We start from the raw sequence: 25,100 nt of genomic DNA, 5'->3' as shown, positions 1-25,100 counted from the left end.
CCGCCGGAACCACCTTCACCAATAACGGTGGCGATGATCGGGGTCTTCAGGCGCGACATCACGCGCAGGTTCCAGGCAATCGCTTCGCTCTGGTTACGCTCTTCAGCGTCAATACCAGGGTAGGCACCCGGGGTGTCGATGAAGGTCAGGATCGGCATCTTGAAGCGCTCGGCCATTTCCATCAGACGGCAAGCCTTGCGGTAGCCTTCCGGACGCGGCATGCCGAAGTTGCGGCGTACCTTCTCGCGCACTTCGCGGCCCTTCTGGTGGCCGATGACCATCACTGGCTGATCTTCCAGACGCGCTACACCGCCAACAATGGCCGCGTCGTCGGAGAAGTGACGGTCGCCGTGCAGTTCGTCGAACTCAGTGAAGATGTGCTCGATGTAGTCCAGGGTGTACGGGCGTTTCGGGTGACGCGCCAGGCGAGCGATCTGCCAGCTGGTCAGCTTGCCGAAAATGTCTTCGGTCAGCGTGCGGCTCTTGTCCTGCAGGCGGGAGATCTCATCGCCGATATTCAGCGAATTGTCATTACCGACCAAGCGCAACTCTTCGATCTTGGCTTGCAGGTCGGCGATCGGCTGTTCGAAATCTAGAAAATTCGGGTTCATAGGCGTCCGTCTTGGGTCGTGTCCCAAGTGAGCTTGGGCCGGCCGGTTGTCTATTCGCGCCCTACCTTAAGGGAGAGGCGCGCTGAGGTCGAGATTAAAAATTCAGGTTGTGGGCAAGCGCAATGATGGCACTTGCCGGTCAACGGTATTGGAGGAAGACGTTGTCTCGCCCGAACTGGTCACGCAGGGCTTGAATCAACGCATCCGCCGGGTCGATTCGCCAGGTCTCGCCGAACTGCAGCAAGGTCTTCGCATCGGGGCTGGTGTACTCCATGGTGATCGGGCACGCCCCGCGGTGACGCTTGAGCAGTTCACCCAACCAGCGTAGCTGATCGCCTTTCAAGTCCTGAGTGTGCAGCTTCAGGCGCAGGCTCTCGGCCAGATTGGTGCGGGCATCTTCCATGCTCATCACCCGCTTGACCCGCAGGCGCAGGCCGCCGGAGAAGTCATCGTTGCTGACCTCGCCTTCGACCACCACCATCGCGTCAGTCTGCAACAGCGACTGCGCAGAATGGAACGCATCGGCAAACAGCGACGCCTCGATCCGCCCCGAGCGGTCGTCGAGGGTGATGAAACCCATCTTGTCGCCCTTCTTGTTCTTCATCACCCGCAGGGCAATGATCATCCCGGCCACGGTTTGCGTGTCGCGGGCCGGTTTCAGGTCAATGATGCGCTGCCGGGCGAAACGGCGAATCTCGCCTTCGTACTCGTCGATCGGGTGACCGGTCAGGTACAGGCCCAAGGTGTCTTTCTCACCCTTGAGACGCTCCTTGAGGGTCAGTTCCTTGGCCTTGCGGTGCGTCGCGTAAACGTCGGCATCTTCCTCGACGAACAGTCCGCCAAACAGGTCGGCGTGGCCACTGTCGTGGGTGCGGGCAGTTTGCTCGGCAGCCTTGATCGCCTCTTCCATCGCCGCCAGCAGCACCGCTCGGTTGCGGTCGATGTTGGCCTGATAAGCCTTTTGCTCGTCATGGAAGTACGGACCGAGGCGATCCAGCGCACCGCTGCGGATCAGACCGTCGAGCGTGCGCTTGTTGATGCGCTTGAGGTCAACCCGGGCGCAGAAGTCGAACAGATCCTTGAACGGACCGTCCTGACGCGCTTCGGTGATCGCTTCCACCGGGCCTTCGCCGACGCCCTTGATCGCGCCGAGGCCGTAAACAATGCGGCCGTCGTCGTTCACCGTGAACTTGAACTCCGAGGTGTTCACATCCGGCGCGTCGAGGCGCAGCTTCATGGTGCGCACTTCCTCGATCAAGGTCACGACCTTGTCGGTGTTGTGCATATCCGCCGAGAGTACCGCGGCCATGAATGGCGCCGGGTAGTGGGCCTTGAGCCAGGCAGTCTGGTACGACACCAGGCCGTAGGCGGCGGAGTGGGATTTGTTGAAGCCGTAACCGGCGAATTTCTCTACCAGGTCAAAGATGTTACCGGCGAGGTCGGCGTCGATATTGTTGGTCGCGCAACCTTCAATGAAACCGCCGCGCTGCTTGGCCATTTCTTCGGGTTTTTTCTTACCCATGGCTCGACGCAGCATGTCCGCACCACCGAGGGTGTAACCGGCCATGACCTGGGCGATCTGCATCACCTGTTCCTGATACAGGATGATGCCGTAGGTCGGCGCCAAAACCGGCTTGAGGCCTTCGTACTGGTAGTCCGAGTGCGGGTACGCCAGTTCGGCGCGACCGTGCTTGCGGTTGATGAAGTCGTCCACCATGCCGGACTGCAGCGGGCCCGGACGGAACAGCGCCACCAGTGCGATCAGGTCTTCCAGACAGTCGGGCTTGAGCTTTTTGATCAGCTCTTTCATGCCGCGCGATTCAAGCTGGAACACAGCGGTGGTTTCAGCTTTCTGCAGCAGGTTGTACGTCGGTTTGTCGTCCAGCGGAATGAACGCGATGTCCAGCGGCTCTTCGCCGACCTTGGCGCGGTCGCGGTTGATGGTTTTCAGCGCCCAGTCGATGATCGTCAGGGTGCGCAGGCCGAGGAAGTCGAACTTCACCAGACCGGCAGCCTCCACGTCGTCCTTGTCGAACTGGGTTACCAGACCATCACCGGCCTCGTCGCAGTAGATCGGCGAGAAGTCGGTCAGCTTGGTCGGCGCGATCACCACACCACCGGCGTGCTTGCCGACGTTACGCACCACGCCCTCGAGCTTGCGCGCCATCTCCCAGATTTCCGCCGCTTCTTCATCGACCTTGATGAAGTCGCGCAGGATCTCTTCCTGCTCGTAGGCTTTTTCCAGGGTCATGCCGACTTCGAACGGAATCATCTTCGACAGACGATCCGCCAGACCGTAGGACTTGCCCTGCACACGCGCCACGTCGCGCACCACAGCCTTGGCGGCCATGGAACCGAAGGTGATGATCTGGCTCACCGCGTTGCGACCGTACTTCTCGGCCACGTAGTCGATCACCCGGTCACGGCCGTCCATGCAGAAGTCGACGTCGAAGTCGGGCATCGATACCCGCTCCGGGTTAAGGAAACGTTCGAACAGCAGGTCGTATTCCAGCGGATCAAGGTCAGTAATTTTCTGCACGTAAGCCACCAGCGAGCCGGCACCCGACCCCCGGCCAGGACCGACCGGCACGCCGTTGTTCTTGGCCCACTGGATAAAGTCCATCACGATCAGGAAGTAACCGGGGAAGCCCATCTGGATGATGATATCCAGCTCGAAATTCAAGCGATCGACGTAGACCTGACGCTTGGCTTCGTAGTCTTCGGTGGTGTCCTTGGGCAGCAGCACCGCGAGGCGTTCTTCGAGACCTTCGAAGGACACCTTGCGGAAATATTCGTCAATGGTCATGCCATCGGGAATCGGGAAGTTGGGCAGGAAGTGCGTGCCCAGCTTGACTTCAATGTTGCAGCGCTTGGCGATCTCGACGGTGTTTTCGATGGCGTCGGGAATGTCGCTGAACAGCTCGGCCATTTCCTCGGCGCTTTTGAGGTATTGCTGGTCGCTGTAATTCTTCGAACGCCGCGGATCGTCGAGGGCGCGGCCCTCACCGATGCACACGCGGGTTTCGTGGGCAGCGAAGTCTTCCTGCTTGATGAAGCGCACATCGTTGGTCGCCACCAGCGGCGCGCCGAGCTTGTCGGCCAGGGCCACCGCACCGTGCAACTGCTCTTCATCATTAGGGCGATTGGTGCGCTGGATTTCCAGATAGAAACGATCCGGGAATACCGCCATCCACTCACGCGCCAAGGCCTCGGCCTCGGCCGGGTTGCCGCTGATCAGTGCCATGCCGATCTCGCCTTCCTTGGCGGCGGACAGCATGATCAGGCCTTCGTTGGCCTCGGCGACCCATTCGCGCTCGATGATGATCATGCCGTTGCGCTGACCGTCGATGAAACCGCGCGAAATCAACTCGGTGAGATTGCGATAACCCTTGGCGTTCATCACCAACAGGCTGATCCGGCTCAGGGGGGCGTCCGGATCCTTGTTCGACAGCCACAGGTCGGCGCCGCAGATCGGCTTGATGCCGGCGCCCATGGTGTTTTTATAGAATTTGACCAGGGAACACATGTTGTTCTGATCGGTGACCGCCACCGCCGGCATGTTCATGCCGGTCAGCGCCTTGACCAGTGGCTTGATCCGCACCAACCCGTCGACCAGGGAGTATTCAGTGTGCAGGCGTAGATGAACGAATGAAGCCGGCATAGTGATCCTGTCCAGTTACATAGAGACAACAAGGCCCGGATTGTACCGGGCCTCGAACAAAACATCAGCCTTGCGACTAAACCTGCATCAGTCCTTCAAGCGCCTCGTAGGCCTGACGCACCGGGGCGAACGAGCGCCGATGAATCGGCGTCGGCCCCAGCCGTGCCAGCGCTTCCAGATGAACGGGCGTCGGGTAGCCTTTATGGCCGCCGATGCCATAACCCGGGTAGATCAATTCGAATGCGGCCATTTCCCGGTCGCGACTGACCTTGGCCAGAATCGATGCGGCAGCAATGGCCGGCACCTTGCCGTCGCCCTGCACCACCGCTTCGGCGCGCATCGGCAATTTCGGGTAGCGGTTGCCATCGATCATCGCCAGTTTCGGCTGAACGTGCAGCCCGGCCACCGCGCGCTGCATGGCGAGCATGGTGGCGTGCAGGATGTTCAGCTCGTCGATTTCCTCGACTTCGGCGCGGGCGATGCACCAGCTCAGGGACTTTTCGATGATCTCGTCGTAGAGCTTTTCGCGCCGGGCTTCGGTGAGTTTCTTCGAATCGTTGAGGCCCAGGATCGGGCGGTTCGGATCGAGGATCACCGCCGCCGTTACCACTGCACCGCACAACGGGCCGCGACCGACTTCATCGACACCGGCCACCAGCTCTTCGACTTCAGCAACCAGGGTGAAATCCAGGCCCATCTGCATCGTCTTGCTCATGGTTTCTGCCCGATCAGGTTGAGGACGGCATCCGCCGCCTGATTGGAAGCATCCAGCCGCAACGTACGGTGGATCTCGTCGAAGCCCCGGGTCTGCTCTTCGCCACCGTCGATCAGCGGCGACAGGGTCTGCGCCAGTGCTTCAACAGTCGCATCATCCTGCAACAACTCCGGCACCAGCAGGCGCTGGGCCAGCAGGTTCGGCAGCGACACATACGGGCTCTTGACCATGCGTTTGAGAATCCAGAACGTCAGCGGCGCCAGGCGATACGCAACGACCATCGGCCGTTTGTAGAGCAGCGCTTCAAGCGTAGCCGTGCCGGAGGCGATCAACACCGCGTTGCACGCCGCCAGAGCCAGATGCGACTTGCCGTCGAGCAGGGTCACCGGCAGATCACGGCCAACCAGCAACTCTTCGAGCTGGGCGCGGCGCTCGGCATTCGCGCACGGTATGACGAAGCGCAACCCCGGATGCATGCCACGCAGGCGCTCGGCGGTATCGAGAAACAGCGCGCCCAGGCGGCCCACTTCACCACCGCGACTGCCGGGCATCAACGCCACCAGCGGCCCGTCGGGCAGGCCCAGTTCGGCTCGCGCTGCAGCGCGATCGGCCTGCAGCGGAATGGTATCGGCCAGCGTGTGGCCGACAAACCGCACCGGCACGCCTTTCTCTTCGTAGAATTTTGCTTCGAACGGCAGCAGTGTCAGCATCAGATCACAGCCTTCGCGGATCTTCAGCACGCGCTTCTGCCGCCACGCCCACACCGAAGGGCTGACGTAGTGCACGGTCTTGATCCCGGCCAGACGCAGCTTGAGTTCGATGTTGAGGTTGAAATCCGGGGCGTCGATGCCGATGAACACATCGGGTTTCTCGGCAATCAACGTGGCGATCAGTTCCTTGCGGCGCTTGAGCAACTCGCGCAAGCGCCCGAGCACCTCCACCAGGCCCATGACCGACAGACGCTCCATGGGGAAGTAGGACGTCAGCCCCTCGGCCTGCATCAACGGCCCGCCGACGCCGATGAACTCGACTGCCGGATGTTGCGCCTTGAGGGCGCGCATCAGTCCGGCGCCCAGAATGTCGCCAGAAGCTTCGCCCGCTACCAGCGCAATACGCAGATTAGCCATGATCAGCGGGTGATGCCGCGAGTCGAAGACTGGATCGAGTCACGAAACACCGCGACCTCCGGGAACTGTGCAGATGGCTCGACCAGTTCTGCCAGCGCCTGCTCCACCGTCAGACCCTGGCGATACACCGTTTTATAGGCGCGGCGCAGTGCATGAATCGCGTCTTCGCTGAAACCGCGACGGCGCATGCCTTCGAAGTTCATGCTGCGCGCTTCGGCCGGATTACCGAAAACGGTGACGAACGCCGGAACGTCCTTGCCGATCGCGGTGCCCATACCGGAAAAGCTGTGCGCGCCGATGTGGCAGTACTGATGCACCAGGGTAAAACCGGAGAGGATCGCCCAGTCGTCGACATGTACATGCCCGGCCAACGCGGTGTTGTTGACCAGAATGCAGTGGTTGCCGATGACGCTGTCATGCCCGATGTGGGCGTAGGCCATGATCAGGTTGTGATCACCCAGCGTGGTTTCCGAACGGTCCTGCACAGTGCCACGGTGAATCGTCACGCCTTCGCGGATGACGTTGTGGTCACCGATCACCAGACGGGTTTCTTCACCCTTGTACTTCAGATCGGGCGTGTCTTCGCCTACCGAGGAAAACTGGTAGATGCGATTGTGCTTGCCGATGCGGGTCGGGCCTTTGAGGACCACATGTGGCCCGATCACAGTACCCTCGCCAATTTCCACACCTGCGCCGATGATCGACCACGGGCCGACCTCGACGCCGTCAGCCAGAACGGCCGACGGATCGATGATTGCGCGAGGGTCAATCAAACTCATAGTTTGCGTTCCGCACAGATGATTTCAGCCGAGCAGACTGGCTTGCCGTCGACCGAAGCCTGGCATTCGAACTTCCAGATCTGACGCTTGCAGCTGATGAACTTGGCTTCAAGGATCAACTGATCACCCGGCAGAACCGGCTGACGGAAGCGCAGCTTGTCGGACCCGACGAAGTAATAAAGCGTGCCGTCGGCCGGCTTAACGTCGAGCATTTTGAAACCGAGGATCCCGGCAGCCTGGGCCATCGCTTCGATGATCAGCACGCCCGGCATGATTGGATGCGCCGGAAAGTGACCATTGAAGAATGGCTCATTGATGCTGACATTCTTGTAGGCGCGAATGCGCTTGCCTTCAGTGTCCAGTTCCACCACCCGGTCCACCAGCAGGAACGGGTAACGGTGAGGCAGGTATTCGCGAATCTCGTTGATGTCCATCATTTCGGGGGGAAGCCTATGTAAAGATTGGGAGCGCGACTGACGCGCACTCCTCTAGCAAATCAAGGAGGCAGTCTAGAGGCTGTGCACACTTGATATGGAAATGGTATCAGCCATCAGATGAAGCATTGCCGCCGGGGGTCACTTCCCCAACGCGCTTTTCCAGCTGCTTCAAACGTCGCGCGAGGTCATCGAGCTGACGGATGCGGGCCGCGCTTTTGCGCCATTCGGCCGCCGGTTGCATGGCTGTGCCGGAAGAATAGGCGCCCGGCTCGGTAATCGAGTGGGTCACCATGGTCATCCCGGTGAGGAAAACGTTGTCGCAAATATCGATGTGCCCAACCAGGCCAACACCACCGGCGAGCATGCAATGCTTGCCGATTTTGGTGCTGCCGGAGATACCGACACACGCAGCCATCGCGGTGTGATCACCGACCTGGACGTTGTGCGCGATCTGGATCTGGTTGTCGAGTTTCACGCCGTTGCCGATCACGGTGTCCGCCAGCGCGCCACGGTCGATGGCAGTATTCACGCCAATCTCGACATCGTCGCCAATGGTCACGCCGCCGATCTGCGCGATCTTCTGCCAGATGCCTTTCTCGTTGGCAAAGCCGAAGCCTTCACCACCGAGCACGGCGCCGGACTGGATCACCACACGCTTGCCGATGCGCACGTCGTGGTACAGCGTAACCCGCGGAGCGAGCCAGCCGCCCTCGCCGATTTCACTGCGGGCACCGATGACGCAATGTGCGCCCAGGGTCACCTGCGCGCCGATGCGCGCACCGGCCTCGATCACCACGAAAGGGCCAATGCTGGCGCTTGGATCAACCACCGCATCCGGCGCAATGACCGCTGTGGGATGAACACCCGCAGTGGCTTTGGGCTTGGGATCGAACAGATGAGAGATGCGGGCGTAAGCCAGGTAAGGATCCGGCACCACCAGCGCATTACCGGCGAAACCCTCGGCGTCGGCTTCCTTGAGCAATAGCGCAGCCGCCTGGGAACTTGCCAGGTATTTGCGATATTGAGGATTTGCCAGAAAGCTCAACTGAGCTGGGCCAGCCTCCTGCAAGGTGGCTAGCCCAGTAATTTGCGTCTCGGGGTCGCCACGCAGGGTGGCGCCGAGGAACTCGGCCAACTGGCCGAGCTTGATAGTCACGGTCATGGGTTACTTCAGCTGATTCATGCGCTCGATAACCTGGCGCGTGATGTCGTACTGAGGTTTGACATCGATCACTGCGCCACGCTCGAACACCAGGTCAAAACCACCTTTCTTGATGACTTCTTCCACTGCGCTATCCAGTTTCGGCTTCAGTTGCTTGAGCATTTCGCGGTCGGCAACAGCCTTGGCTTCGTTCAGTTCCTTGGACTGGAACTGGAAGTCACGAGCCTTTTGCTTGAACTCAAGCTCCAGACGCTCACGCTCGCCTTGTTGCATCTTGTCGCCACCGGCCATCAGGCGATCCTGAATGCCCTTGGCGCTGCTTTCCAGCGTCTTGAGCTTGGTCAGTTGCGGACCGAACTTCTTCTCGGCATCCACGGCGTATTTCTTGGCCGCATCGGATTCCAGCAGCGCCATCTGATAATTCAGAACGGCGATTTTCATGTCGGCGAACGCCGGGCCTGCCACCAGTACGGAGGCCAGGAGAACCAATTGAGTCAACTTACGCACGATGCACTCCTACAAAATCCATTGTCGTTGTCTTGGGTCAGACGCTTAGAACGTCTGGCCGAGGGAGAATTGGAACACTTGAGTTTCAGCGTTATCCGGTTTTTTGATCGGTGTAGCCAACGCGAAGCTCAAAGGCCCCAGTGCGGTTACCCAGGTCACGCCTACACCGACGGAACTGGCCATGTTGCTCAGGCTGATGTCGTTGCACTGAGTGTTGGCTTTAGTACCGTCAGCATTGGTGGTCGACTTGCAGGTCGAATCAAACACGTTACCGACGTCCCAGAATACCGAGGTACGCAAGGAGCGCTGATCTTTGACGAACGGCAGCGGGAACAGGACCTCGACACCACCCTGGATCAATACGTTGCCACCGAACGGCAGCGGATCCTGATCCGGGTCGGCAATGGTACCGGCATTACCGGTGACCGACTGACCACGGCTCGGGGTACTGCGAGGGCCCAGAGTACTGTCCTTGAAGCCGCGAACCGAGTTGAAACCACCAGCATAGTAGTTTTCATAGAACGGCAAGCCATCGGTCGAACCATAACCGTCGCCATAACCCAGCTCGGTGTGCAGACGCAGGGTGTAGTTCTCGGTAATAGGCTGGAACAACTGACCACGGTAGTCGAGTTTGTAGAACGACAGGTCGCTGCCTGGAATCGTGGTTTCCAGCGTCAGGCTCTGGGAACGACCACGGGTAGGCAGTACGCCCTTGTTCAGGGTCGACTCGGACCAGCCGGCCGAAGCCTTGAAGTTCAGGTAGTTGTCGCCTTCCTTGTTAACGAAGTCGAAGATTTCGTCAACGGTGTACTGACCGGTCTTGATCTTGTCCTGTTGAGCGGACAGACCGAAGGTCAGACGCGAAGTCTCGCTGATCGGGTAGCCAACGTTGACGCCGGCACCCAGGCTGTCTACCGCATAGCTCGCTACGTCGACGTCGAGGTCTTTGTAGTCGGTGGTGCGATAGAACGCGTTGTAACCCAGGCTCACGCCATCGGCGGTCCAGTAGGGGTCAACGTAGCCGAAGTTGTAGCGGCTCTGATATTCGCTGCGGGTCAGGCCCACGCTTACACGGTTACCCGTACCCAGGAAGTTGTTCTGGGTGATCGAACCACCGAGGATCAGGCCGGCGCTCTGGGCGAAACCGACGCTGGCGGTGATCGAACCGGAAGCCTGCTCTTCTACGGCATAGTTCACGTCAACCTGGTCATCGACACCCGGAACGGCCGGAGTCTCGACGTTCACTTCTTTAAAGAAGCCCAAACGCTCAAGACGGGTCTTGGACTGGTCGATCAGGTAGGTCGAAGCCCAGCCACCTTCCATCTGACGCATTTCACGACGCAGCACTTCGTCTTCGGACTTGGTGTTGCCACGGAAGTTGATGCGGTTGACGTAGGCGCGCTTGCCCGGATCGACGGCGAACAGAATGTCCACGGTGTGATCGTCGTCATGCGGCTGAGGAACGCCGTTGACGTTGGCGAAGGTGTAACCCTCGTTACCCAGACGGCGGGTGATCAGTTCGGAGGTGGTGGTCATCAGCTTGCGCGAGAACACCTGGCCTTTCTGCACCAGCAACAGGGACTTGACCTGGTCTTCCGGCACTTTCAGATCACCGCTGAGCTTGACGTCACGAACGGTGTACTTCTCGCCTTCGGTGATGTTGACGGTGATGTAGACGTGCTTCTTGTCCGGGGTGATGGACACCTGGGTCGAAGCGATATCCATGTTGATGTAACCACGGTCCAGGTAGTAGGAGCGCAGACGCTCCAGGTCACCGGACAGCTTTTCACGGGCGTACTTGTCATCGTTCTTGAAGAACGACAGCCAGTTGGTGGTTTTCAGTTCGAACAGGTCGATCAGATCGTCATCAGGGAAAACCGTGTTACCCACCACGTTGATGTGCTGGATCGCAGCCACGGTGCCTTCGTTGATCTTCACTTTCAGCGCGACGCGGTTGCGCGGCTGCGAGACCACTTCGGTATCGACGGTCGCCGAGTAACGGCCCTGGGCAACGTACTGGCGTTGCAGCTCGTTACGCACACCTTCGAGGGTGGCGCGCTGGAAGATTTCACCCTCGGACAGACCGGACTGCTTGAGGCCCTTCATCAGGTCTTCGGTGGAGATCGCCTTGTTGCCTTCGATCTCGATACTGGCCACCGACGGACGTTCGACGACCGTGATCACCAGAACGTTGCCTTCGCGGCCCAGCTGGATATCTTGAAAGAAACCGGTTTTGAACAACGCACGAGTGGATTCCACCAGGCGACGATCATCCGCCTGCTCGCCGACGTTCAACGGCAAGGCACCAAAGACGCTACCCGCGGAGACCCGCTGGAGGCCATTGACGCGAATATCAGAGATAGTGAAGGACTCGGCGTGAACTTCGGCGATCATCAATACGGTGAGAACCGCAGTTAGCAGCAGACGTTTCATGAAGTCCTTTCTTATTCCAACTGGCAATAAACAAACTGCCGCAAAATGCGGCAGATTCGCAATTCAGCGAAGCTTTACAGTCGACCCAGATCATTGACCAGAGCAAGCAACATCACTCCGACCACCAAACTGATACCGATCTGCACCCCCCAACCTTGCACCCGATCCGACAAGGGGCGACCACGCACCCACTCAATCAGATAAAACAACAAATGCCCCCCATCCAGTACAGGGATGGGCAGCAAATTCAGAACCCCCAGGCTAATACTCAGATAAGCAAGGAAATTCAGGAAATCAGCAACGCCCGACTGGGCAGAAGCGCCCGCCACTTTAGCAATGGTTATCGGTCCACTCAAGTTTTTTACCGAGAGCTCGCCGAACAGCATTTTCTTCAATGAGTCCAGCGTCAGAATGCTCATGGTCCAGGTGCGACGGGCACCCTCGCCAATCGCGGCCAACGGGCCATAACTGACCTCGCGGATCATTTCCGGCGGCCAGTCCACAGCTTTCACACCAGCCCCCAGATAACCGCTCGGCGCCTTGCTCTCGCCGCGTGCCGCCAGGGTCACCGGGACGTCGATTTGAGCACCGTCGCGCTCGACGCGCAGCAAGATTTTGGTATCAGGACGCGTACGAACGGTATCCACCACTTGCTGCCAGTCACCGAGGGCCTGGCCATCGAGCGACAGGAGACGGTCGCCGGTTTTCAGACCAGCGGCCTGCGCCGGACCTTTTGGATCGAACTCGGCCAGCACTGGCGGCAAGGCCGGACGCCATGGGCGAATACCCAGCGAGCGAATCGGATCGGGTTCATCCGCGCCTTTGAGCCAGTGATCCAGCGCCAGCACGCGAGGCGTATCTGCCGTGGAGCCCTGCTCGCGCACGAGCAATTGCAGAGAACCGCTTTCGCCAAGACGACGGACCAACTGCAAGTTGACGGCCGCCCAGCCGGAAGTCGGCTCGCCATCGATGGCGACGATTTCCTGACCGGCATTCAAACCGGCCCTGGCCGCAATACTCCCGGACTCGACAGCGCCGATGACGGGACGAATCTGTTCGCTGCCAAGCATCGCCAACACCCAGAAAAACACCAGGGCCAGCAGGAAGTTGGCAATCGGCCCGGCCGCGACGATAGCGATACGCTGGCGAACCGATTTGCGATTGAAGGATTGATGAAGCTGATCGGCCGGGACTTCGCCCTCACGCTCATCGAGCATCTTGACGTAGCCGCCCAGCGGAATCGCGGCGACGACAAACTCGGTGCCCTGCTTGTCGTGCCAGCGCAACAACGGCATGCCGAAGCCCACGGAAAAACGCAGAACCTTGACGCCACAGCGACGCGCGACCCAGAAATGGCCGAATTCGTGAAAGGTGACCAGCACACCCAAAGCGATCAGGGTGCCGGCAATCATATAGAGCGCGCTCATCTACTTTCTCCGCATTCCTGTTCAGTGCCGCGTGACGCCATGGTGGTGCAACAACTATCGGCCGTGACGACTCAGCCATTGTTCGGCCAGAATCCGCGCTTTCGCGTCTGCGGTAAACACCGCATCCAGATCATCCAGCGCAACCACAGGCTCGAGATTCAACACATCCTCGATGATACTCGCGATTTCCAGATAACCCACACGTCCGTCGAGAAACGCCGCGACCGCTATTTCATTGGCCGCGTTGAGCATCGCCGGAGCGCTGTTGCCGGCCTGCGCCGCTTGTCGCGCCAGGCGCAGACAAGGGAAGCGCTGCTCGTCCGGCGCCTCGAAATCAAGACGTGCAATGGCAAACAGGTCCAGCGGCGCCACTCCCGAGTCGATCCGCTCAGGCCAGGCCAATGCGTTGGCAATCGGCGTGCGCATGTCAGGATTGCCCAACTGCGCCAGTACCGAGCCATCCACGTAATCGACCAGCGAGTGAATCACACTCTGCGGATGGATCACCACCTCGACCTGCGAAGGCTTGGCGTCGAACAGCCAGCAAGCCTCGATCAACTCCAGGCCCTTGTTCATCATGCTGGCCGAATCCACCGAGATCTTGCGCCCCATGGACCAGTTCGGGTGCGCACACGCCTGATCAGGCGAGACATGCGCCAACTCGCTCATCGGTGTCTGGCGGAAAGGACCGCCCGACGCCGTGAGCAAAATCCGTCGTACGCCAACCTTATCCAGCCCACGGGCAAAATCCTGCGGCATGCACTGGAAGATCGCATTGTGCTCACTGTCGATCGGCAACAATACCGAACCACTCTTGTGCACGGCCTGCATGAACAGCGCACCGGACATCACCAGTGCTTCTTTGTTGGCCAGAAGGATCTTCTTGCCAGCCTCCACCGCCGCCAGGGTCGGGCGCAGGCCCGCGGCACCGACGATGGCCGCCATCACGGCATCGACTTCAGGCGCGGAAGCGACCTGACACAGGCCCTCCTCCCCCACCAGCACGCGAGTGGGCAGACCGGCAGCCCGCAGGCCGTCCTGCAAACCTCGCGCCGCTGCCACTTCCGGCACCACCGCAAACTGCGGCACATGCCGAATGCACAAGGCCAGCAGTTCGCTCAAACGGGTGAAGCCGCTCAGCGCGAAAACCTGATAACGCTCGGGATGCCGAGCAATGACGTCCAGGGTGCTCAGACCGATCGAGCCGGTAGCCCCCAGTACGGTAATCTGCTGAGGACGGCTCACGGTGCAGCCATCCACAGCAATACGGCGAAAATCGGGATCGCAGCGGTCAGGCTGTCGATGCGATCAAGCACACCGCCATGACCGGGCAGCAGGTTGCTGCTGTCCTTGATGCCGGACTGACGCTTGAACATGCTTTCGGTGAGGTCGCCCACCACCGAAATGAAGACGATCAACGCAGCACCGATCAAGCCCTTGAGCAGTTCGCCAACGGTCCAGTCACGCACCAGACCGACGATCGCGGTAATCACCAGACTCAGCGCCAGACCACCGTAAACGCCTTCCCAGCTTTTGCCCGGACTGACTTGCGGCGCCAGCTTGCGCTTGCCGAAAGCACGGCCGGAGAAGTACGCACCGATGTCGGCCCCCCAGACCAGCACCATCACCGCCATGATCAGCCAGTTACCCAGCGGATACTGCTTGATCTGCACCAGACCCTGCCAGGCCGGCAGCAGGATCAGCAAGCCGATCACCAGTTTGGTTGCAGCCGTAGACCAGTGTTCACTGGAACGCGGATAAGTCAGCACCAGATACGTCGCCACCGCCCACCACAGCACCGAAGCACCCAACACCCAAGGGGCGAGGCCCGGCAGGACGTACATGACAAACAGCATCAATGCGACGACAACGGCATAGCCGACACGGAACGACTGAGCGGTGAAACCGGCCAGACGCGCCCATTCCCAGGCACCCAGGCTCACGACCAAGCCGATGAAGAGCGCAAAACCGGACCCTTCGAGCAGGAAAAAACCGCACAGAGCGATCGGCAGCAGGATCAGCGCAGTGATGATTCGTTGTTTAAGCATTAAACCCGGGCTCCAGCTTCGACCTGTTCGCTCGTTTTACCGAAGCGACGCTGGCGCGAAGCGAAATCGGCCAGCGCAGTGCGCATGGCTTCGTGTTTGAAGTCCGGCCAGAACAGGTCGGAGAAGTACAACTCGGCGTATGCCAGTTGCCACAGCAGGAAGTTGCTGATGCGGTGCTCGCCACCGGTGCGGATGCACAGGTCCGGCAGCGGCAGATCACCGGTCGCCAGGCAGGTCTGCAGCAGATCCGGGGTGATGTCCTCCGGGCGCAGATGCCCGGCCTGGACTTCACGCGCCAGACGCTGCGCTGCCTGTGCAATATCCCACTGACCGCCGTAGTTGGCGGCGATCTGCAGGATGAAGCGGTTGGCGCCGGCCGTCATGGCTTCGGCCTCGCGCATCGCCGCCTGAAGTTCAGGATGGAAGCGCGAGCGATCACCGATGATGCGCAAGCTGATGTTGTTGTCGTTGAGGCGCTTGGCCTCACGACGCAGAGCCTTGAAGAACAGATCCATCAAGGCACTGACCTCATCGGCCGGACGCTGCCAGTTTTCACTGGAAAAGGCAAACAGGGTGAGCACTTCGACCTTGGCCTCGGCGCACACCTCGATGACGGCCCGCACAGCATCCACGCCGGCTTTATGCCCGGCAACACCCGGCATAAAGCGTTTTTTCGCCCAGCGATTGTTGCCATCCATGATGATCGCGACATGGCGCGGCACCGCGGACGGCGCAGACTGCTTGGTCTTGTCCATTTAAAACTCGACCCTTATACGGCCATCAGGTCTTTTTCTTTCTCGTCCGTGGCCTTGGTGATCTGGGCCTCGAAGTCTTTGGTCAGCTTGTCGATATCAGCGGTGGCACGACGCTCTTCGTCTTCGCTGATTTCTTTATCCTTGACCAGTTTCTTCAGCTCGCCCAGCGCATCACGACGGATATTGCGCACCGCAACACGCGCATCTTCGGCTGCTGCACGCGCCTGCTTGGTGAAGCCCTTACGGGTTTCTTCGGTCAGGGCCGGCATGGAGATCAGCAGCAGTTCACCCAGGTTGGTGGGGTTCAGGTTCAGACCGGCGCTCTGGATCGCTTTGTCGACGGCCGCCAGCATGTTGCGCTCGAAAGCGACAACTTGCAGGGTGCGGGAGTCTTTTACAGTGATGTTGGCCACTTGAGTAATGGAAGTATCTGCGCCGTAGTACGGCACCATCACGCTACCCAGAATGCTCGGGTGAGCCTTGCCGGTACGAATCTGACCAAACGCATGGTTCAGGGATTCAAGGGATTTCTGCATGCGCTCTTGAGCGTCTTTCTTGATTTCGTTGATCATTGTTGAACTTCCTCGATCAGAGTTCCTTCCGCGCCGCCATGCACGATGTTCAGCAGGGCGCCAGGCTTGTTCATGTTGAATACGCGCAGCGGCATCTTATGGTCGCGGCACAGGCAAATAGCTGTCAGATCCATTACACCCAGCTTGCGATCCAGCACTTCATCATAAGTCAGATGATCGAACTTCTCGGCATGCGGGTCCTTGAACGGGTCAGCGGTGTAGACACCATCAACCTTGGTCGCCTTCAGAACGACGTCGGCGTCGATTTCGATGGCACGCAGGCAGGCTGCCGAATCCGTGGTGAAGAACGGATTGCCGGTACCGGCTGCGAAGATCACGACGTCTTTGGAGTTCAGGTGACGCATGGCTTTGCGGCGATCATAGTGATCGGTCACGCCAACCATGGAAATGGCCGACATCACGATGGCCGAGATATTGGCACGTTCCAGCGCATCGCGCATGGCCAGGGCGTTCATCACAGTGGCCAGCATGCCCATGTGGTCGCCTGTCACCCGATCCATGCCAGCCTTGCTCAAGGCCTCGCCACGGAACAGGTTGCCACCGCCGATCACCAGACCGACCTGTACGCCGATGCCGACCAGCTGGCCGACTTCCAGCGCCATGCGATCCAGTACCTTTGGATCGATCCCGAACTCTTCCGAGCCCATCAGGGCCTCGCCGCTAAGCTTGAGTAGAATGCGTTTATAGCGAGCCTGATAACCACTGCCCTGCTGAGCCATTGCGAATCTCTCCTGCGGCGTATTTAAAAATTCTTTGCGAGCTGTTTACAGCTGGCGTTCACTCTAGCTTGGCGCTGCTTCAGCGCCATCGGAACATGGCTTTGTAAGTCAGTTCCAGGTGCAAACCAATTAAAAATTGGTAACCCCATCTGAAAAGAGGCTGCGCGCGTGAGCGGGCAGCCTCTTTCGGGCGACAGTTGAAAAACCGTCTTATTGCTTGGCGGCAGCCAGCTGGGCAGCAACTTCTTCAGCGAAGTTGTCGACCGGCTTCTCGATGCCTTCGCCTACTTTGAAGTAGGTGAAGGAAACGATTTCTGCGCCGCCTTTCTTGGCCAGCTCGCCAACCTTGATTTCAGGGTTCTTGACGAACGCCTGCTCAACCAGGCTCGCTTCTGCCAGGAACTTGCTGATACGGCCTTTGACCATGTTCTCAACAATGTTTTCTGGCTTGCCTTTGATTTTTTCTTCGTTCAGCTGCAGGAAAACAGCTTTTTCACGCTCGATCGCTTCAGCCGAAACTTGCGAAGGCAGCAGGAACTCAGGGTTGCTTGCAGCAACGTGCATCGCGATGTCTTTGGCCAGCTCGACGTCACCGCCTTTCAGAGCCACAACAACACCGATCTTGTTGCCGTGCAGGTACGAACCTACAACGTCACCTTCGATACGGGTCAGACGACGGATGTTGACGTTCTCGCCTACTTTGGCAACCAGTGCTTCGCGAGCGGCTTCTTGAGCAGCGATCAGCGGAGCAGCGTCGGTCAGCTTGTCAGCGAAAGCTTTTTCAACGCTGGCAGCAACAAAGTTTTTGAAGTCGTCTTGCAGGGCCAGGAAGTCGGTCTGCGAGTTCACTTCCAGGATAACGGCAGCCTTACCGTCGTCCTTGATTGCGATTGCGCCTTCAGCGGCAACGTTGCCAGCCTTTTTAGCAGCCTTGATCGCGCCCGAAGCACGCATGTCATCAATGGCTTTTTCGATGTCGCCGTCAGCCTTTTCCAGGGCTTTCTTGCAGTCCATCATGCCTTCGCCGGTACGCTCGCGCAGTTCTTTAACCAACGCTGCAGTAATTGCTGCCATTTTCAAATTCCTCTTGGATAGGTTTTCAACCATTCCACCCGACCGAACGGGCGTTCAATTCTTCCCGAACAACCGTTGTAACCGCTGCACGTTACAGATGCAGGAGGAGCGCCGCCACAAGTGGGCGCCGACAAACGGTTTTCGAGGTGGCAAAAAGGGGGCCAAGCCCCCTTTTTGCTTACTGAGTCAACGCCAGGGCGTCGATTACTCAGCTGCAGCCTGAGTTTCTTCAGCTGCGAATTCAACAGTGCCGCCAGCAACATTGTTGCGACCACGGATCACTGCGTCAGCCATCGAACCCATGTACAGCTGGATAGCGCGGATTGCGTCATCGTTGCCTGGGATGATGTAGTCAACGCCTTCCGGGCTGCTGTTGGTATCGACAACGCCGATAACCGGGATGCCCAGCTTGTTGGCTTCGGTGATCGCGATGCGCTCGTGGTCAACGTCGATCACGAACAGTGCGTCTGGCAGACCGCCCATGTCCTTGATGCCGCCCAGGGAGCGATCCAGCTTTTCCAGGTCACGGGAGCGCATCAGCGCTTCTTTCTTGGTCAGCTTGGCGAAAGTACCGTCTTCGGCTTGAACTTCAAGGTCACGCAGACGCTTGATGGAAGCACGAATGGTTTTGAAGTTGGTCAGCATGCCGCCCAACCAGCGGTGATCGACGTACGGCGAACCGCAACGTGCTGCTTCTTCAGCAACGATCTTGCCAGCGGAACGCTTGGTGCCGACGAACAGAATCTTGTTTTTGCCCTGGGCCAGACGCTCTACGAAAGTCAGAGCTTCGTTGAACATTGGCAGGGTTTTTTCAAGGTTGATGATGTGAATCTTGTTACGCGCGCCGAAAATGTACTTGCCCATTTTCGGATTCCAGTAACGGGTTTGGTGACCGAAGTGCACACCGGCCTTCAGCATATCGCGCATGTTGACTTGGGACATGATAGTTCCTTAATAAGTCGGGTTTGGCCTCCACGTATCCCAATGACCAACCAGTGGCATAAAGCCAAAAGCACCCAGGTCATCGTGTCGACACGTGTGTGGATTTAAGCTTTTCGGGGTATCCCCGGAAAGCGGCGCATTTTATACCACAGGGTGCGCAGAAACGGAACCCGGAATCTGCAATCGCACCAAGGACATGGACGCAGCCCCCTTGGAATCGCCCTCAGGCGCACCATTGTATAGACAGACGCGATGAACGCAGGCGCGGATTTGCTCCTTTCGTCTGGTAGAATCGCGTTTTTCAGGGTCGCAAATCCAACGCCTGCCACCCTATCCGTATCAGCAAGCGCCGCCGAGCGCAGAGAGAGCCTGTATGACCGTCAACCTCAAAACTCCCGAGGACATCGCTGGCATGCGTGTCGCCGGCAAACTGGCCGCCGATGTGCTGGAAATGATTGCCGAACATGTCAAACCGGGCGTCACCACCGATCAACTGAACCAGATCTGCCACGACTACATCGTCAACGTGCAGCAGGCCATCCCTGCCCCGCTCAACTACAAGGGCTACCCGAAATCGATCTGCACCTCGATCAACCACGTGGTCTGCCACGGCATCCCGAATGACAAGCCGCTGAAAAACGGCGACACCCTGAACATCGACGTCACCGTGATCAAGGATGGCTACCACGGCGACACCAGCCGCATGTTCCACGTCGGCGAAGTGCCGGTCTGGGCCGAACGCCTGTCGCAGGTCACCCAGGAATGCATGTACAAGGCGATCGAGATCGTCAAACCCGGCTGCCGCCTCGGCGACATCGGTGAAATCATCCAGAAGCATGCGGAAAAGAACGGCTTCTCGGTGGTTCGCGAGTTCTGCGGCCACGGCATCGGCAAGGTGTTCCACGAAGAACCGCAGATCCTGCACTACGGCCGCGCCGGCACCGGCATGGAACTGAAGGCCGGCATGACCTTCACCATCGAACCGATGATCAACCAGGGCAAGGCCGACACCAAGGTGCTGGGCGACGGCTGGACTGCGATCACCAAGGACCGCAAGCTCTCGGCGCAGTGGGAACACACCCTGCTGGTGACCGATACCGGCTACGAGATCTTCACCCTGCGCGCCGACGACACCATCCCACGCGTCTCGGCCTGATCCCAAGAACGCTCCCAGCCTTTATAGAAGGAAAGCCAATCGATGCCGCAGGTGGATCCCGAACTCTTCGACCGCGGCCAGTTCCAGGCTGAACTGGCCCTGAAAGCGAGTCCTATCGCGGCGTTCAAAAAGGCGATCCGCCAGGCTCGCGAGGTCCTCGACACTCGTTTTCGCAGCGGCCGCGACATCCGCCGGCTGATCGAAGACCGTGCCTGGTTCGTCGACAACATCCTGCAAAAGGCCTGGGAGCAGTTCAACTGGAGCGAAGACGCCGATATCGCGCTGGTCGCGGTCGGCGGCTACGGCCGGGGTGAGTTGCACCCCTATTCCGACATCGACCTGCTGATCCTGCTGGACAGCGCCGACCACGAAGTCTTCCGCGATTCCATCGAGCGTTTTCTGACGCTGCTGTGGGACATCGGCCTGGAAGTCGGTCAGAGCGTACGCTCGGTCGACGAATGCGCCGAAGAGGCCCGCGCCGACTTGACCGTGGTCACCAACCTGATGGAAAGCCGCACCATCTGCGGCCCCGAGCGCCTGCGCCAGCGAATGCTCGATGTCACCAGCACAGAACATATGTGGCCGGCCAAGGAGTTTTTCCTGGCCAAACGCGCCGAGCAAAAGGCCCGTCACCACAAGTACAACGACACCGAATACAACCTGGAACCCAACGTCAAAGGCTCGCCCGGCGGCCTGCGGGATATCCAGACGATTCTGTGGGTGGCCCGGCGTCAGTACGGCACCCTGAACCTGCGCGCTCTGGCCGGCGAAGGTTTTCTGGTCGAGAGCGAAAACGCGCTGCTGGCCTCCTCCCAGGAATTTCTGTGGAAAGTGCGCTACGCCCTGCACATGCTCGCCGGGCGCTCCGAAGATCGCCTGCTATTCGACCATCAACGCACCATCGCCGGCCTGCTCGGTTTTGAAGGGGACGACGCCAAGCAGGCCGTCGAAAACTTCATGCAGCAGTATTTCCGCGTGGTGATGAGCATCGCCCAGCTCAGTGACCTGATCATCCAGCACTTCGAGGAAGTCATCCTCGCCCCGGAAGACGAGGCGCCGCCACAGCCGATCAACTCGCGCTTCCAGCTGCACGATGGCTACATCGAGGCGCGCAACGACAACGTGTTTCACCGTACGCCGTTCGCCATGCTCGAGATCTTCGTGCTGATGGCCCAGCAGCCGGAAATCAAAGGCGTGCGCGCCGATACCATTCGTCTGCTGCGCGAGAACCGTCACCTGATCGACGACAACTTCCGCAACGATATCCGCAACACCAGCCTGTTCATCGAGCTGTTCAAGTGCAAGATCGGCATCCACCGCAACCTGCGGCGGATGAACCGCTACGGCATCCTCGGACGCTATCTGCCGGAGTTCGGTTTCATCGTCGGGCAGATGCAGCATGACCTGTTCCACATCTACACGGTCGATGCGCACACCCTGAACCTGATCAAACACCTGCGTAAGTTGCAGTACACCCAGGTGTCGGAAAAATTCCCGCTGGCCGCCAAGCTCATGGCCAAACTGCCCAAGCCTGAACTCATCTACATGGCCGGTCTGTACCACGACATCGGCAAAGGCCGGCATGGCGATCACTCGGACATCGGCGCGGTGGATGCCGAAGCGTTCTGCCAGCGCCATCAACTGCCAACCTGGGACAGCCGCCTGATTGTCTGGCTGGTGCAGAACCATCTGGTGATGTCGACCACGGCGCAACGCAAGGACCTGTCCGATCCGCAGGTGATCCACGATTTCGCCCAGATCGTCGGCGACGAAACCCGCCTGGACTACCTGTACGTGCTGACCGTGGCCGACATCAACGCGACCAACCCGACCCTGTGGAACTCATGGCGCGCCAGCCTGTTGCGCCAGCTCTACACCGAGACCAAGCGCGCCCTGCGCCGAGGCCTGGAAAACCCGGTGGATCGCGAAGAGCAGATCCGCCAGACCCAGAGCGCGGCACTGGACATCCTGGTGCGCGGCGGTACTGACCCGGACGACGTCGAGCAGTTGTGGGCGCAGTTGGGCGATGACTATTTCCTGCGTCACACCGCCGGCGACGTCGCCTGGCACAGTGACGCGATCCTGCAGCAGCCGGCCGATGGCGGTCCGCTGGTGCTGATCAAGGAAACCACCCAGCGCGAGTTCGAGGGCGGCACGCAGATCTTCATTTATGCCCCGGACCAGCACGACTTCTTCGCCGTGACCGTGGCCGCGATGGACCAGTTGAACCTGAACATTCATGACGCCCGGGTCATCACTTCGAGCAGCCAGTTCACCCTCGACACCTACATCGTGCTCGACAACGACGGCGAATCCATCGGCGACAACCCGACCCGGATCAAACAGATCCGCGACGGCCTGACCGAAGCGCTGCGCAACCCCGATGATTACCCGACGATCATCCAGCGTCGGGTGCCGCGCCAGCTCAAGCACTTCGCCTTTGCGCCGCAGGTGACGATCCACAACGATGCCCAGCGTCCGGTGACGGTGCTGGAGCTCACGGCCCCGGATCGCCCTGGGTTGCTGGCACGCATCGGCGGGATCTTCCTCGAATTCGACCTGTCGCTGCAGAACGCCAAGATTGCGACCTTGGGCGAGCGCGTGGAAGACGTGTTCTTCATCACCGACGCCCACAACCAGCCGCTCTCCGACCCGCTGCTGTGCAGCCGCTTGCAGGATGCAATCGTCGAGCAACTGAGCGTCAATCAGGAACCGGATATCAAGCTTTCGCGTATCAGTATCTGAACCAAACCCATCCCCTGTAGGAGCTGCCGCAGGCTGCGATCTTTTGATCTGCTTTTTAAGATCCAGATCAAAAGATCGCAGCCTGCGGCAGCTCCTACATTGAACGAGGCCCTCATGAACAACGCTCTGAACCAGCTCCAGCCCTACCCGTTCGAGAAGCTCCGCGCCTTGCTGGGCACGGTCACGCCGAACCCGGACAAACGCCCGATCGCCCTGTCGATCGGCGAGCCGAAACACCGCTCGCCGAGCTTTGTCGCCGAAGCGCTGGCGAACAGCCTGGATCAGATGGCGGTGTACCCGACCACCCTGGGCATCCCGGCCCTGCGTGAAGCCATCGCCGGCTGGTGCGAACGTCGCTTTGGTGTACCGAGCGGCTGGATCGATCCGGCGCGCAATGTGCTGCCGGTCAACGGCACTCGCGAAGCGCTGTTCGCCTTCACCCAGACCGTGGTCAACCGTGGCGACGACGCACTGGTGGTCAGCCCGAACCCGTTCTATCAGATCTACGAAGGCGCAGCCTTCCTCGCCGGCGCCAAGCCGCACTACCTGCCGTGCCTGGACGAAAACGGCTTCAACCCGGATTTCGACGCCGTGACGCCAGATATCTGGAAACGCTGCCAGATCCTGTTTCTGTGCTCCCCAGGCAACCCAACCGGCGCGCTGATTCCTGTCGATGTGCTGAAAAAACTCATCGCTCTGGCCGACGAATACGACTTCGTTATCGCCGCCGACGAGTGCTACAGCGAACTGTACTTCGACGAACAGACCCCGCCGCCGGGCCTGCTCAGCGCCTGCGTCGAATTGGGCCGCAAGGACTTCAAGCGATGCGTGGTGTTCCACAGCCTGTCCAAGCGTTCGAACCTGCCGGGGCTGCGCTCCGGGTTCGTCGCCGGTGACGCCGATGTCCTCAAGGGCTTCCTGCTGTACCGCACCTATCACGGCTGTGCGATGCCGGTACAAACCCAACTGGCCAGCGTGGCGGCGTGGAATGACGAAGTGCATGTGCGTGCCAACCGTGCGCTGTATCGCGAGAAGTTCGACGCGGTGCTGGAAATCCTCAGCCCGGTGCTGGACGTGCAGCGCCCGGATGGCAGTTTCTACCTGTGGCCGAATGTGGCCGGCGACGATGCCGCGTTCTGCCGCGACCTGTTCGAGCAGGAACACGTAACCGTAGTGCCCGGTTCGTACCTGTCCCGCGATGTGGAGGGCATCAATCCAGGCGCCGGTCGTGTGCGCATGGCGCTGGTTGCGCCGCTGGCCGAATGTGTCGAAGCCGCAGAACGGATTCGTGACTTCATTACTCGTCGCCAGTAACAGTTGAAGATTCGCGCCGGTCGTTCCGGAGCGAGTCCCAAGCAAGGCTTACTTGACCTGCCCCAGATTCGCCTCGCTCAAATCCAGCTCACCCAACACCTCACGCAATACGTCATCACCGATCTGGTGATGGCGGCTGAGGCTGTACAACTCCAGACGCTGCGCCCGCAGCGCCTTCAAACGCAGACGGCGTTCCAGCAGATCCATCTGGAACGCCAGCGCCTGGGCTTCAGCCGAATCATTGAACACCTCCAGTTGATGCCGGTATTCGGACATGATCCGCGCCTTGAGTTCCGCCGACAGCGCGGCTTGGGCGGCATCCTGCGGCGCGACCTCTTCGGTTTCCAGCGCATGGATCGCCGCTTCGGCGGTCTTGCGCCAGGCATCGCGCACTTCCTGGCGACGCTTGTCGTCCGGGCTTTTCTCGATGCCACGCAGCAGCAACGGCAAGGCAATGCAGGCGCAGATCAGCGACAGCAGAATCACCCCGGCGGCGATGAAGATCAGCAGATCACGCTCGGGGAACGCTTCACTGCCCATCAACATCGGCACCGACATCACACCGGCCAGTGTCACCGCCCCGCGCACCCCGCCAACGGTCAACAGCCAGCAGGATCGGGCGGTTGGCACTTGCGTCAGGTCGCCCTTGCCACGCAGCCGTCGCAGCAGCACCGACAAACGCCATATGCTTTGCACCCAGATAAAGCGCAACAGCACCAGCGCGAGGAAAATCGCCACCACGTCGAGGCCGCGGTACAGCAGCGTCGGCCACAGTGTCGGCTCGTGGCTGACCACGGCTTTGATGATGTCCGGCAATTGCAGGCCCAACAGCAGAAAAATCAGACCGTTGAAGGCAAACTCCAGCAGCGACCAGACACTGCGATTGAGCAGGCGG

At 59.7% G+C, this 25,100-nt stretch carries 21 protein-coding genes; 3 read left to right on the top strand and 18 right to left on the bottom strand.

What is annotated here, in order from left to right:
• The 17 genes from accA to rpsB form a co-directional block, all read right to left on the bottom strand.
• A partial coding sequence (accA, locus tag DBR18_RS27105) for an acetyl-CoA carboxylase carboxyl transferase subunit alpha (protein WP_256589012.1) occupies positions 1-611 on the bottom strand: 611 nt, incomplete at its 3' end.
• Positions 612-750: 139 nt separating this feature from the next.
• Positions 751-4,272: a DNA polymerase III subunit alpha gene (gene dnaE, locus DBR18_RS27100; protein ID WP_108592644.1), complete on the bottom strand. Its 3,522-nt coding sequence runs from the start codon at positions 4,270-4,272 to the stop codon at positions 751-753.
• Between the two features lie 76 nt (positions 4,273-4,348).
• A complete protein-coding gene (gene rnhB, locus DBR18_RS27095) occupies positions 4,349-4,975 on the bottom strand; it encodes a ribonuclease HII (protein ID WP_108592643.1) in 627 nt (208 codons plus the stop codon).
• A gap of 8 nt (positions 4,976-4,983) precedes the next feature.
• Positions 4,984-6,114 (bottom strand): lipid-A-disaccharide synthase, encoded by a 1,131-nt coding sequence (gene lpxB / locus DBR18_RS27090; RefSeq protein ID WP_108592642.1) that lies wholly within the window; start codon positions 6,112-6,114, stop codon positions 4,984-4,986.
• A 2-nt stretch (positions 6,115-6,116) separates the two neighbouring features.
• Positions 6,117-6,893, bottom strand: coding sequence for an acyl-ACP--UDP-N-acetylglucosamine O-acyltransferase (lpxA, locus tag DBR18_RS27085; protein WP_108592641.1), 777 nt, complete (start codon positions 6,891-6,893; stop codon positions 6,117-6,119).
• Positions 6,890-7,330, bottom strand: a complete 441-nt coding sequence (gene fabZ, locus DBR18_RS27080; RefSeq protein ID WP_003222142.1) for a 3-hydroxyacyl-ACP dehydratase FabZ — start codon at positions 7,328-7,330, stop codon at positions 6,890-6,892. Before fabZ ends, lpxA begins: the two co-directional genes overlap by 4 nt.
• A 106-nt stretch (positions 7,331-7,436) precedes the next feature.
• Positions 7,437-8,492, bottom strand: coding sequence for a UDP-3-O-(3-hydroxymyristoyl)glucosamine N-acyltransferase (lpxD, locus tag DBR18_RS27075; protein WP_108592640.1), 1,056 nt, complete (start codon positions 8,490-8,492; stop codon positions 7,437-7,439).
• 3 nt (positions 8,493-8,495) lie between these two features.
• On the bottom strand, positions 8,496-8,999 hold the full coding sequence (locus DBR18_RS27070; protein WP_003222140.1) for an OmpH family outer membrane protein: 504 nt from the start codon (positions 8,997-8,999) through the stop codon (positions 8,496-8,498).
• Positions 9,000-9,044: 45 nt separating this feature from the next.
• Positions 9,045-11,432, bottom strand: coding sequence for an outer membrane protein assembly factor BamA (gene bamA / locus DBR18_RS27065; RefSeq protein WP_108592639.1), 2,388 nt, complete (start codon positions 11,430-11,432; stop codon positions 9,045-9,047).
• Between the two features lie 74 nt (positions 11,433-11,506).
• Positions 11,507-12,859 (bottom strand): sigma E protease regulator RseP, encoded by a 1,353-nt coding sequence (gene rseP / locus DBR18_RS27060; protein WP_108592638.1) that lies wholly within the window; start codon positions 12,857-12,859, stop codon positions 11,507-11,509.
• 54 nt (positions 12,860-12,913) lie between these two features.
• Positions 12,914-14,104 carry a 1-deoxy-D-xylulose-5-phosphate reductoisomerase gene (gene ispC / locus DBR18_RS27055; protein WP_108592637.1) on the bottom strand — a complete coding sequence of 397 codons (1,191 nt, stop codon included), beginning with the start codon at positions 14,102-14,104 and terminating at the stop codon, positions 12,914-12,916.
• Complete coding sequence (locus DBR18_RS27050) at positions 14,101-14,907, bottom strand: phosphatidate cytidylyltransferase (RefSeq protein WP_108592636.1); 807 nt, start codon at positions 14,905-14,907, stop codon at positions 14,101-14,103. The genes ispC and DBR18_RS27050 overlap by 4 nt, the downstream gene beginning before the upstream one ends.
• Complete coding sequence (gene uppS, locus DBR18_RS27045) at positions 14,907-15,662, bottom strand: polyprenyl diphosphate synthase (RefSeq protein WP_003222128.1); 756 nt, start codon at positions 15,660-15,662, stop codon at positions 14,907-14,909. Before uppS ends, DBR18_RS27050 begins: the two co-directional genes overlap by 1 nt.
• Positions 15,663-15,676: 14 nt before the next feature.
• The gene (gene frr / locus DBR18_RS27040; protein WP_108592635.1) at positions 15,677-16,234 is read right to left on the bottom strand and encodes a ribosome recycling factor; all 558 of its coding nucleotides are present in this window, start codon (positions 16,232-16,234) and stop codon (positions 15,677-15,679) included.
• Positions 16,231-16,974 carry a UMP kinase gene (pyrH, locus tag DBR18_RS27035; protein ID WP_011332683.1) on the bottom strand — a complete coding sequence of 248 codons (744 nt, stop codon included), beginning with the start codon at positions 16,972-16,974 and terminating at the stop codon, positions 16,231-16,233. The genes frr and pyrH overlap by 4 nt, the downstream gene beginning before the upstream one ends.
• A 210-nt stretch (positions 16,975-17,184) precedes the next feature.
• Positions 17,185-18,048 (bottom strand): translation elongation factor Ts, encoded by an 864-nt coding sequence (gene tsf, locus DBR18_RS27030; RefSeq protein WP_025110889.1) that lies wholly within the window; start codon positions 18,046-18,048, stop codon positions 17,185-17,187.
• A gap of 204 nt (positions 18,049-18,252) precedes the next feature.
• Positions 18,253-18,990: a 30S ribosomal protein S2 gene (gene rpsB / locus DBR18_RS27025; RefSeq protein WP_003222119.1), complete on the bottom strand. Its 738-nt coding sequence runs from the start codon at positions 18,988-18,990 to the stop codon at positions 18,253-18,255.
• A gap of 373 nt (positions 18,991-19,363) precedes the next feature.
• Here rpsB and map point away from each other — a divergent pair, with 373 nt between their 5' ends.
• From map to dapC, 3 genes are all read left to right on the top strand, one after another.
• Positions 19,364-20,146, top strand: coding sequence for a type I methionyl aminopeptidase (gene map / locus DBR18_RS27020; RefSeq protein ID WP_007964271.1), 783 nt, complete (start codon positions 19,364-19,366; stop codon positions 20,144-20,146).
• A gap of 42 nt (positions 20,147-20,188) precedes the next feature.
• Entirely contained in the window at positions 20,189-22,891 is a 2,703-nt protein-coding gene (locus DBR18_RS27015; protein ID WP_108592634.1) for a [protein-PII] uridylyltransferase, read from the top strand.
• A 114-nt stretch (positions 22,892-23,005) separates the two neighbouring features.
• Positions 23,006-24,205 (top strand): succinyldiaminopimelate transaminase, encoded by a 1,200-nt coding sequence (gene dapC / locus DBR18_RS27010; RefSeq protein WP_108592633.1) that lies wholly within the window; start codon positions 23,006-23,008, stop codon positions 24,203-24,205.
• Positions 24,206-24,253: 48 nt separating this feature from the next.
• On the opposite strand, the gene DBR18_RS27005 is transcribed toward dapC, so the two are convergent.
• A partial coding sequence (locus DBR18_RS27005) for a cation:proton antiporter (protein ID WP_256589009.1) occupies positions 24,254-25,100 on the bottom strand: 847 nt, incomplete at its 5' end.

It is taken from the genome of Pseudomonas sp. HMWF021 (genome assembly GCF_003061005.1).
GTDB lineage: Bacteria > Pseudomonadota > Gammaproteobacteria > Pseudomonadales > Pseudomonadaceae > Aquipseudomonas.
The sequence above is the reverse complement of the archived record's forward strand: the minus strand, read 5'-3'. Positions and strand labels throughout refer to the sequence as shown.

Bases quoted from the DNA above. Each gene is read 5' to 3' on its own strand.
- dnaE (WP_108592644.1), bottom strand. From the start codon at position 4,272: ATGCCGGCTTCATTCGTTCATCTACGCCTGCACACTGAATACTCCCTG.
- rnhB (WP_108592643.1), bottom strand. From the start codon at position 4,975: ATGCAGATGGGCCTGGATTTCACCCTGGTTGCTGAAGTCGAAGAGCTG.
- lpxB (WP_108592642.1), bottom strand. From the start codon at position 6,114: ATGGCTAATCTGCGTATTGCGCTGGTAGCGGGCGAAGCTTCTGGCGAC.
- lpxA (WP_108592641.1), bottom strand. From the start codon at position 6,893: ATGAGTTTGATTGACCCTCGCGCAATCATCGATCCGTCGGCCGTTCTG.
- fabZ (WP_003222142.1), bottom strand. From the start codon at position 7,330: ATGATGGACATCAACGAGATTCGCGAATACCTGCCTCACCGTTACCCG.
- lpxD (WP_108592640.1), bottom strand. From the start codon at position 8,492: ATGACCGTGACTATCAAGCTCGGCCAGTTGGCCGAGTTCCTCGGCGCC.
- bamA (WP_108592639.1), bottom strand. From the start codon at position 11,432: ATGAAACGTCTGCTGCTAACTGCGGTTCTCACCGTATTGATGATCGCC.
- rseP (WP_108592638.1), bottom strand. From the start codon at position 12,859: ATGAGCGCGCTCTATATGATTGCCGGCACCCTGATCGCTTTGGGTGTG.
- DBR18_RS27050 (WP_108592636.1), bottom strand. From the start codon at position 14,907: ATGCTTAAACAACGAATCATCACTGCGCTGATCCTGCTGCCGATCGCT.
- uppS (WP_003222128.1), bottom strand. From the start codon at position 15,662: ATGGACAAGACCAAGCAGTCTGCGCCGTCCGCGGTGCCGCGCCATGTC.
- frr (WP_108592635.1), bottom strand. From the start codon at position 16,234: ATGATCAACGAAATCAAGAAAGACGCTCAAGAGCGCATGCAGAAATCC.
- pyrH (WP_011332683.1), bottom strand. From the start codon at position 16,974: ATGGCTCAGCAGGGCAGTGGTTATCAGGCTCGCTATAAACGCATTCTA.
- tsf (WP_025110889.1), bottom strand. From the start codon at position 18,048: ATGGCAGCAATTACTGCAGCGTTGGTTAAAGAACTGCGCGAGCGTACC.
- rpsB (WP_003222119.1), bottom strand. From the start codon at position 18,990: ATGTCCCAAGTCAACATGCGCGATATGCTGAAGGCCGGTGTGCACTTC.
- map (WP_007964271.1), top strand. From the start codon at position 19,364: ATGACCGTCAACCTCAAAACTCCCGAGGACATCGCTGGCATGCGTGTC.
- DBR18_RS27015 (WP_108592634.1), top strand. From the start codon at position 20,189: ATGCCGCAGGTGGATCCCGAACTCTTCGACCGCGGCCAGTTCCAGGCT.
- dapC (WP_108592633.1), top strand. From the start codon at position 23,006: ATGAACAACGCTCTGAACCAGCTCCAGCCCTACCCGTTCGAGAAGCTC.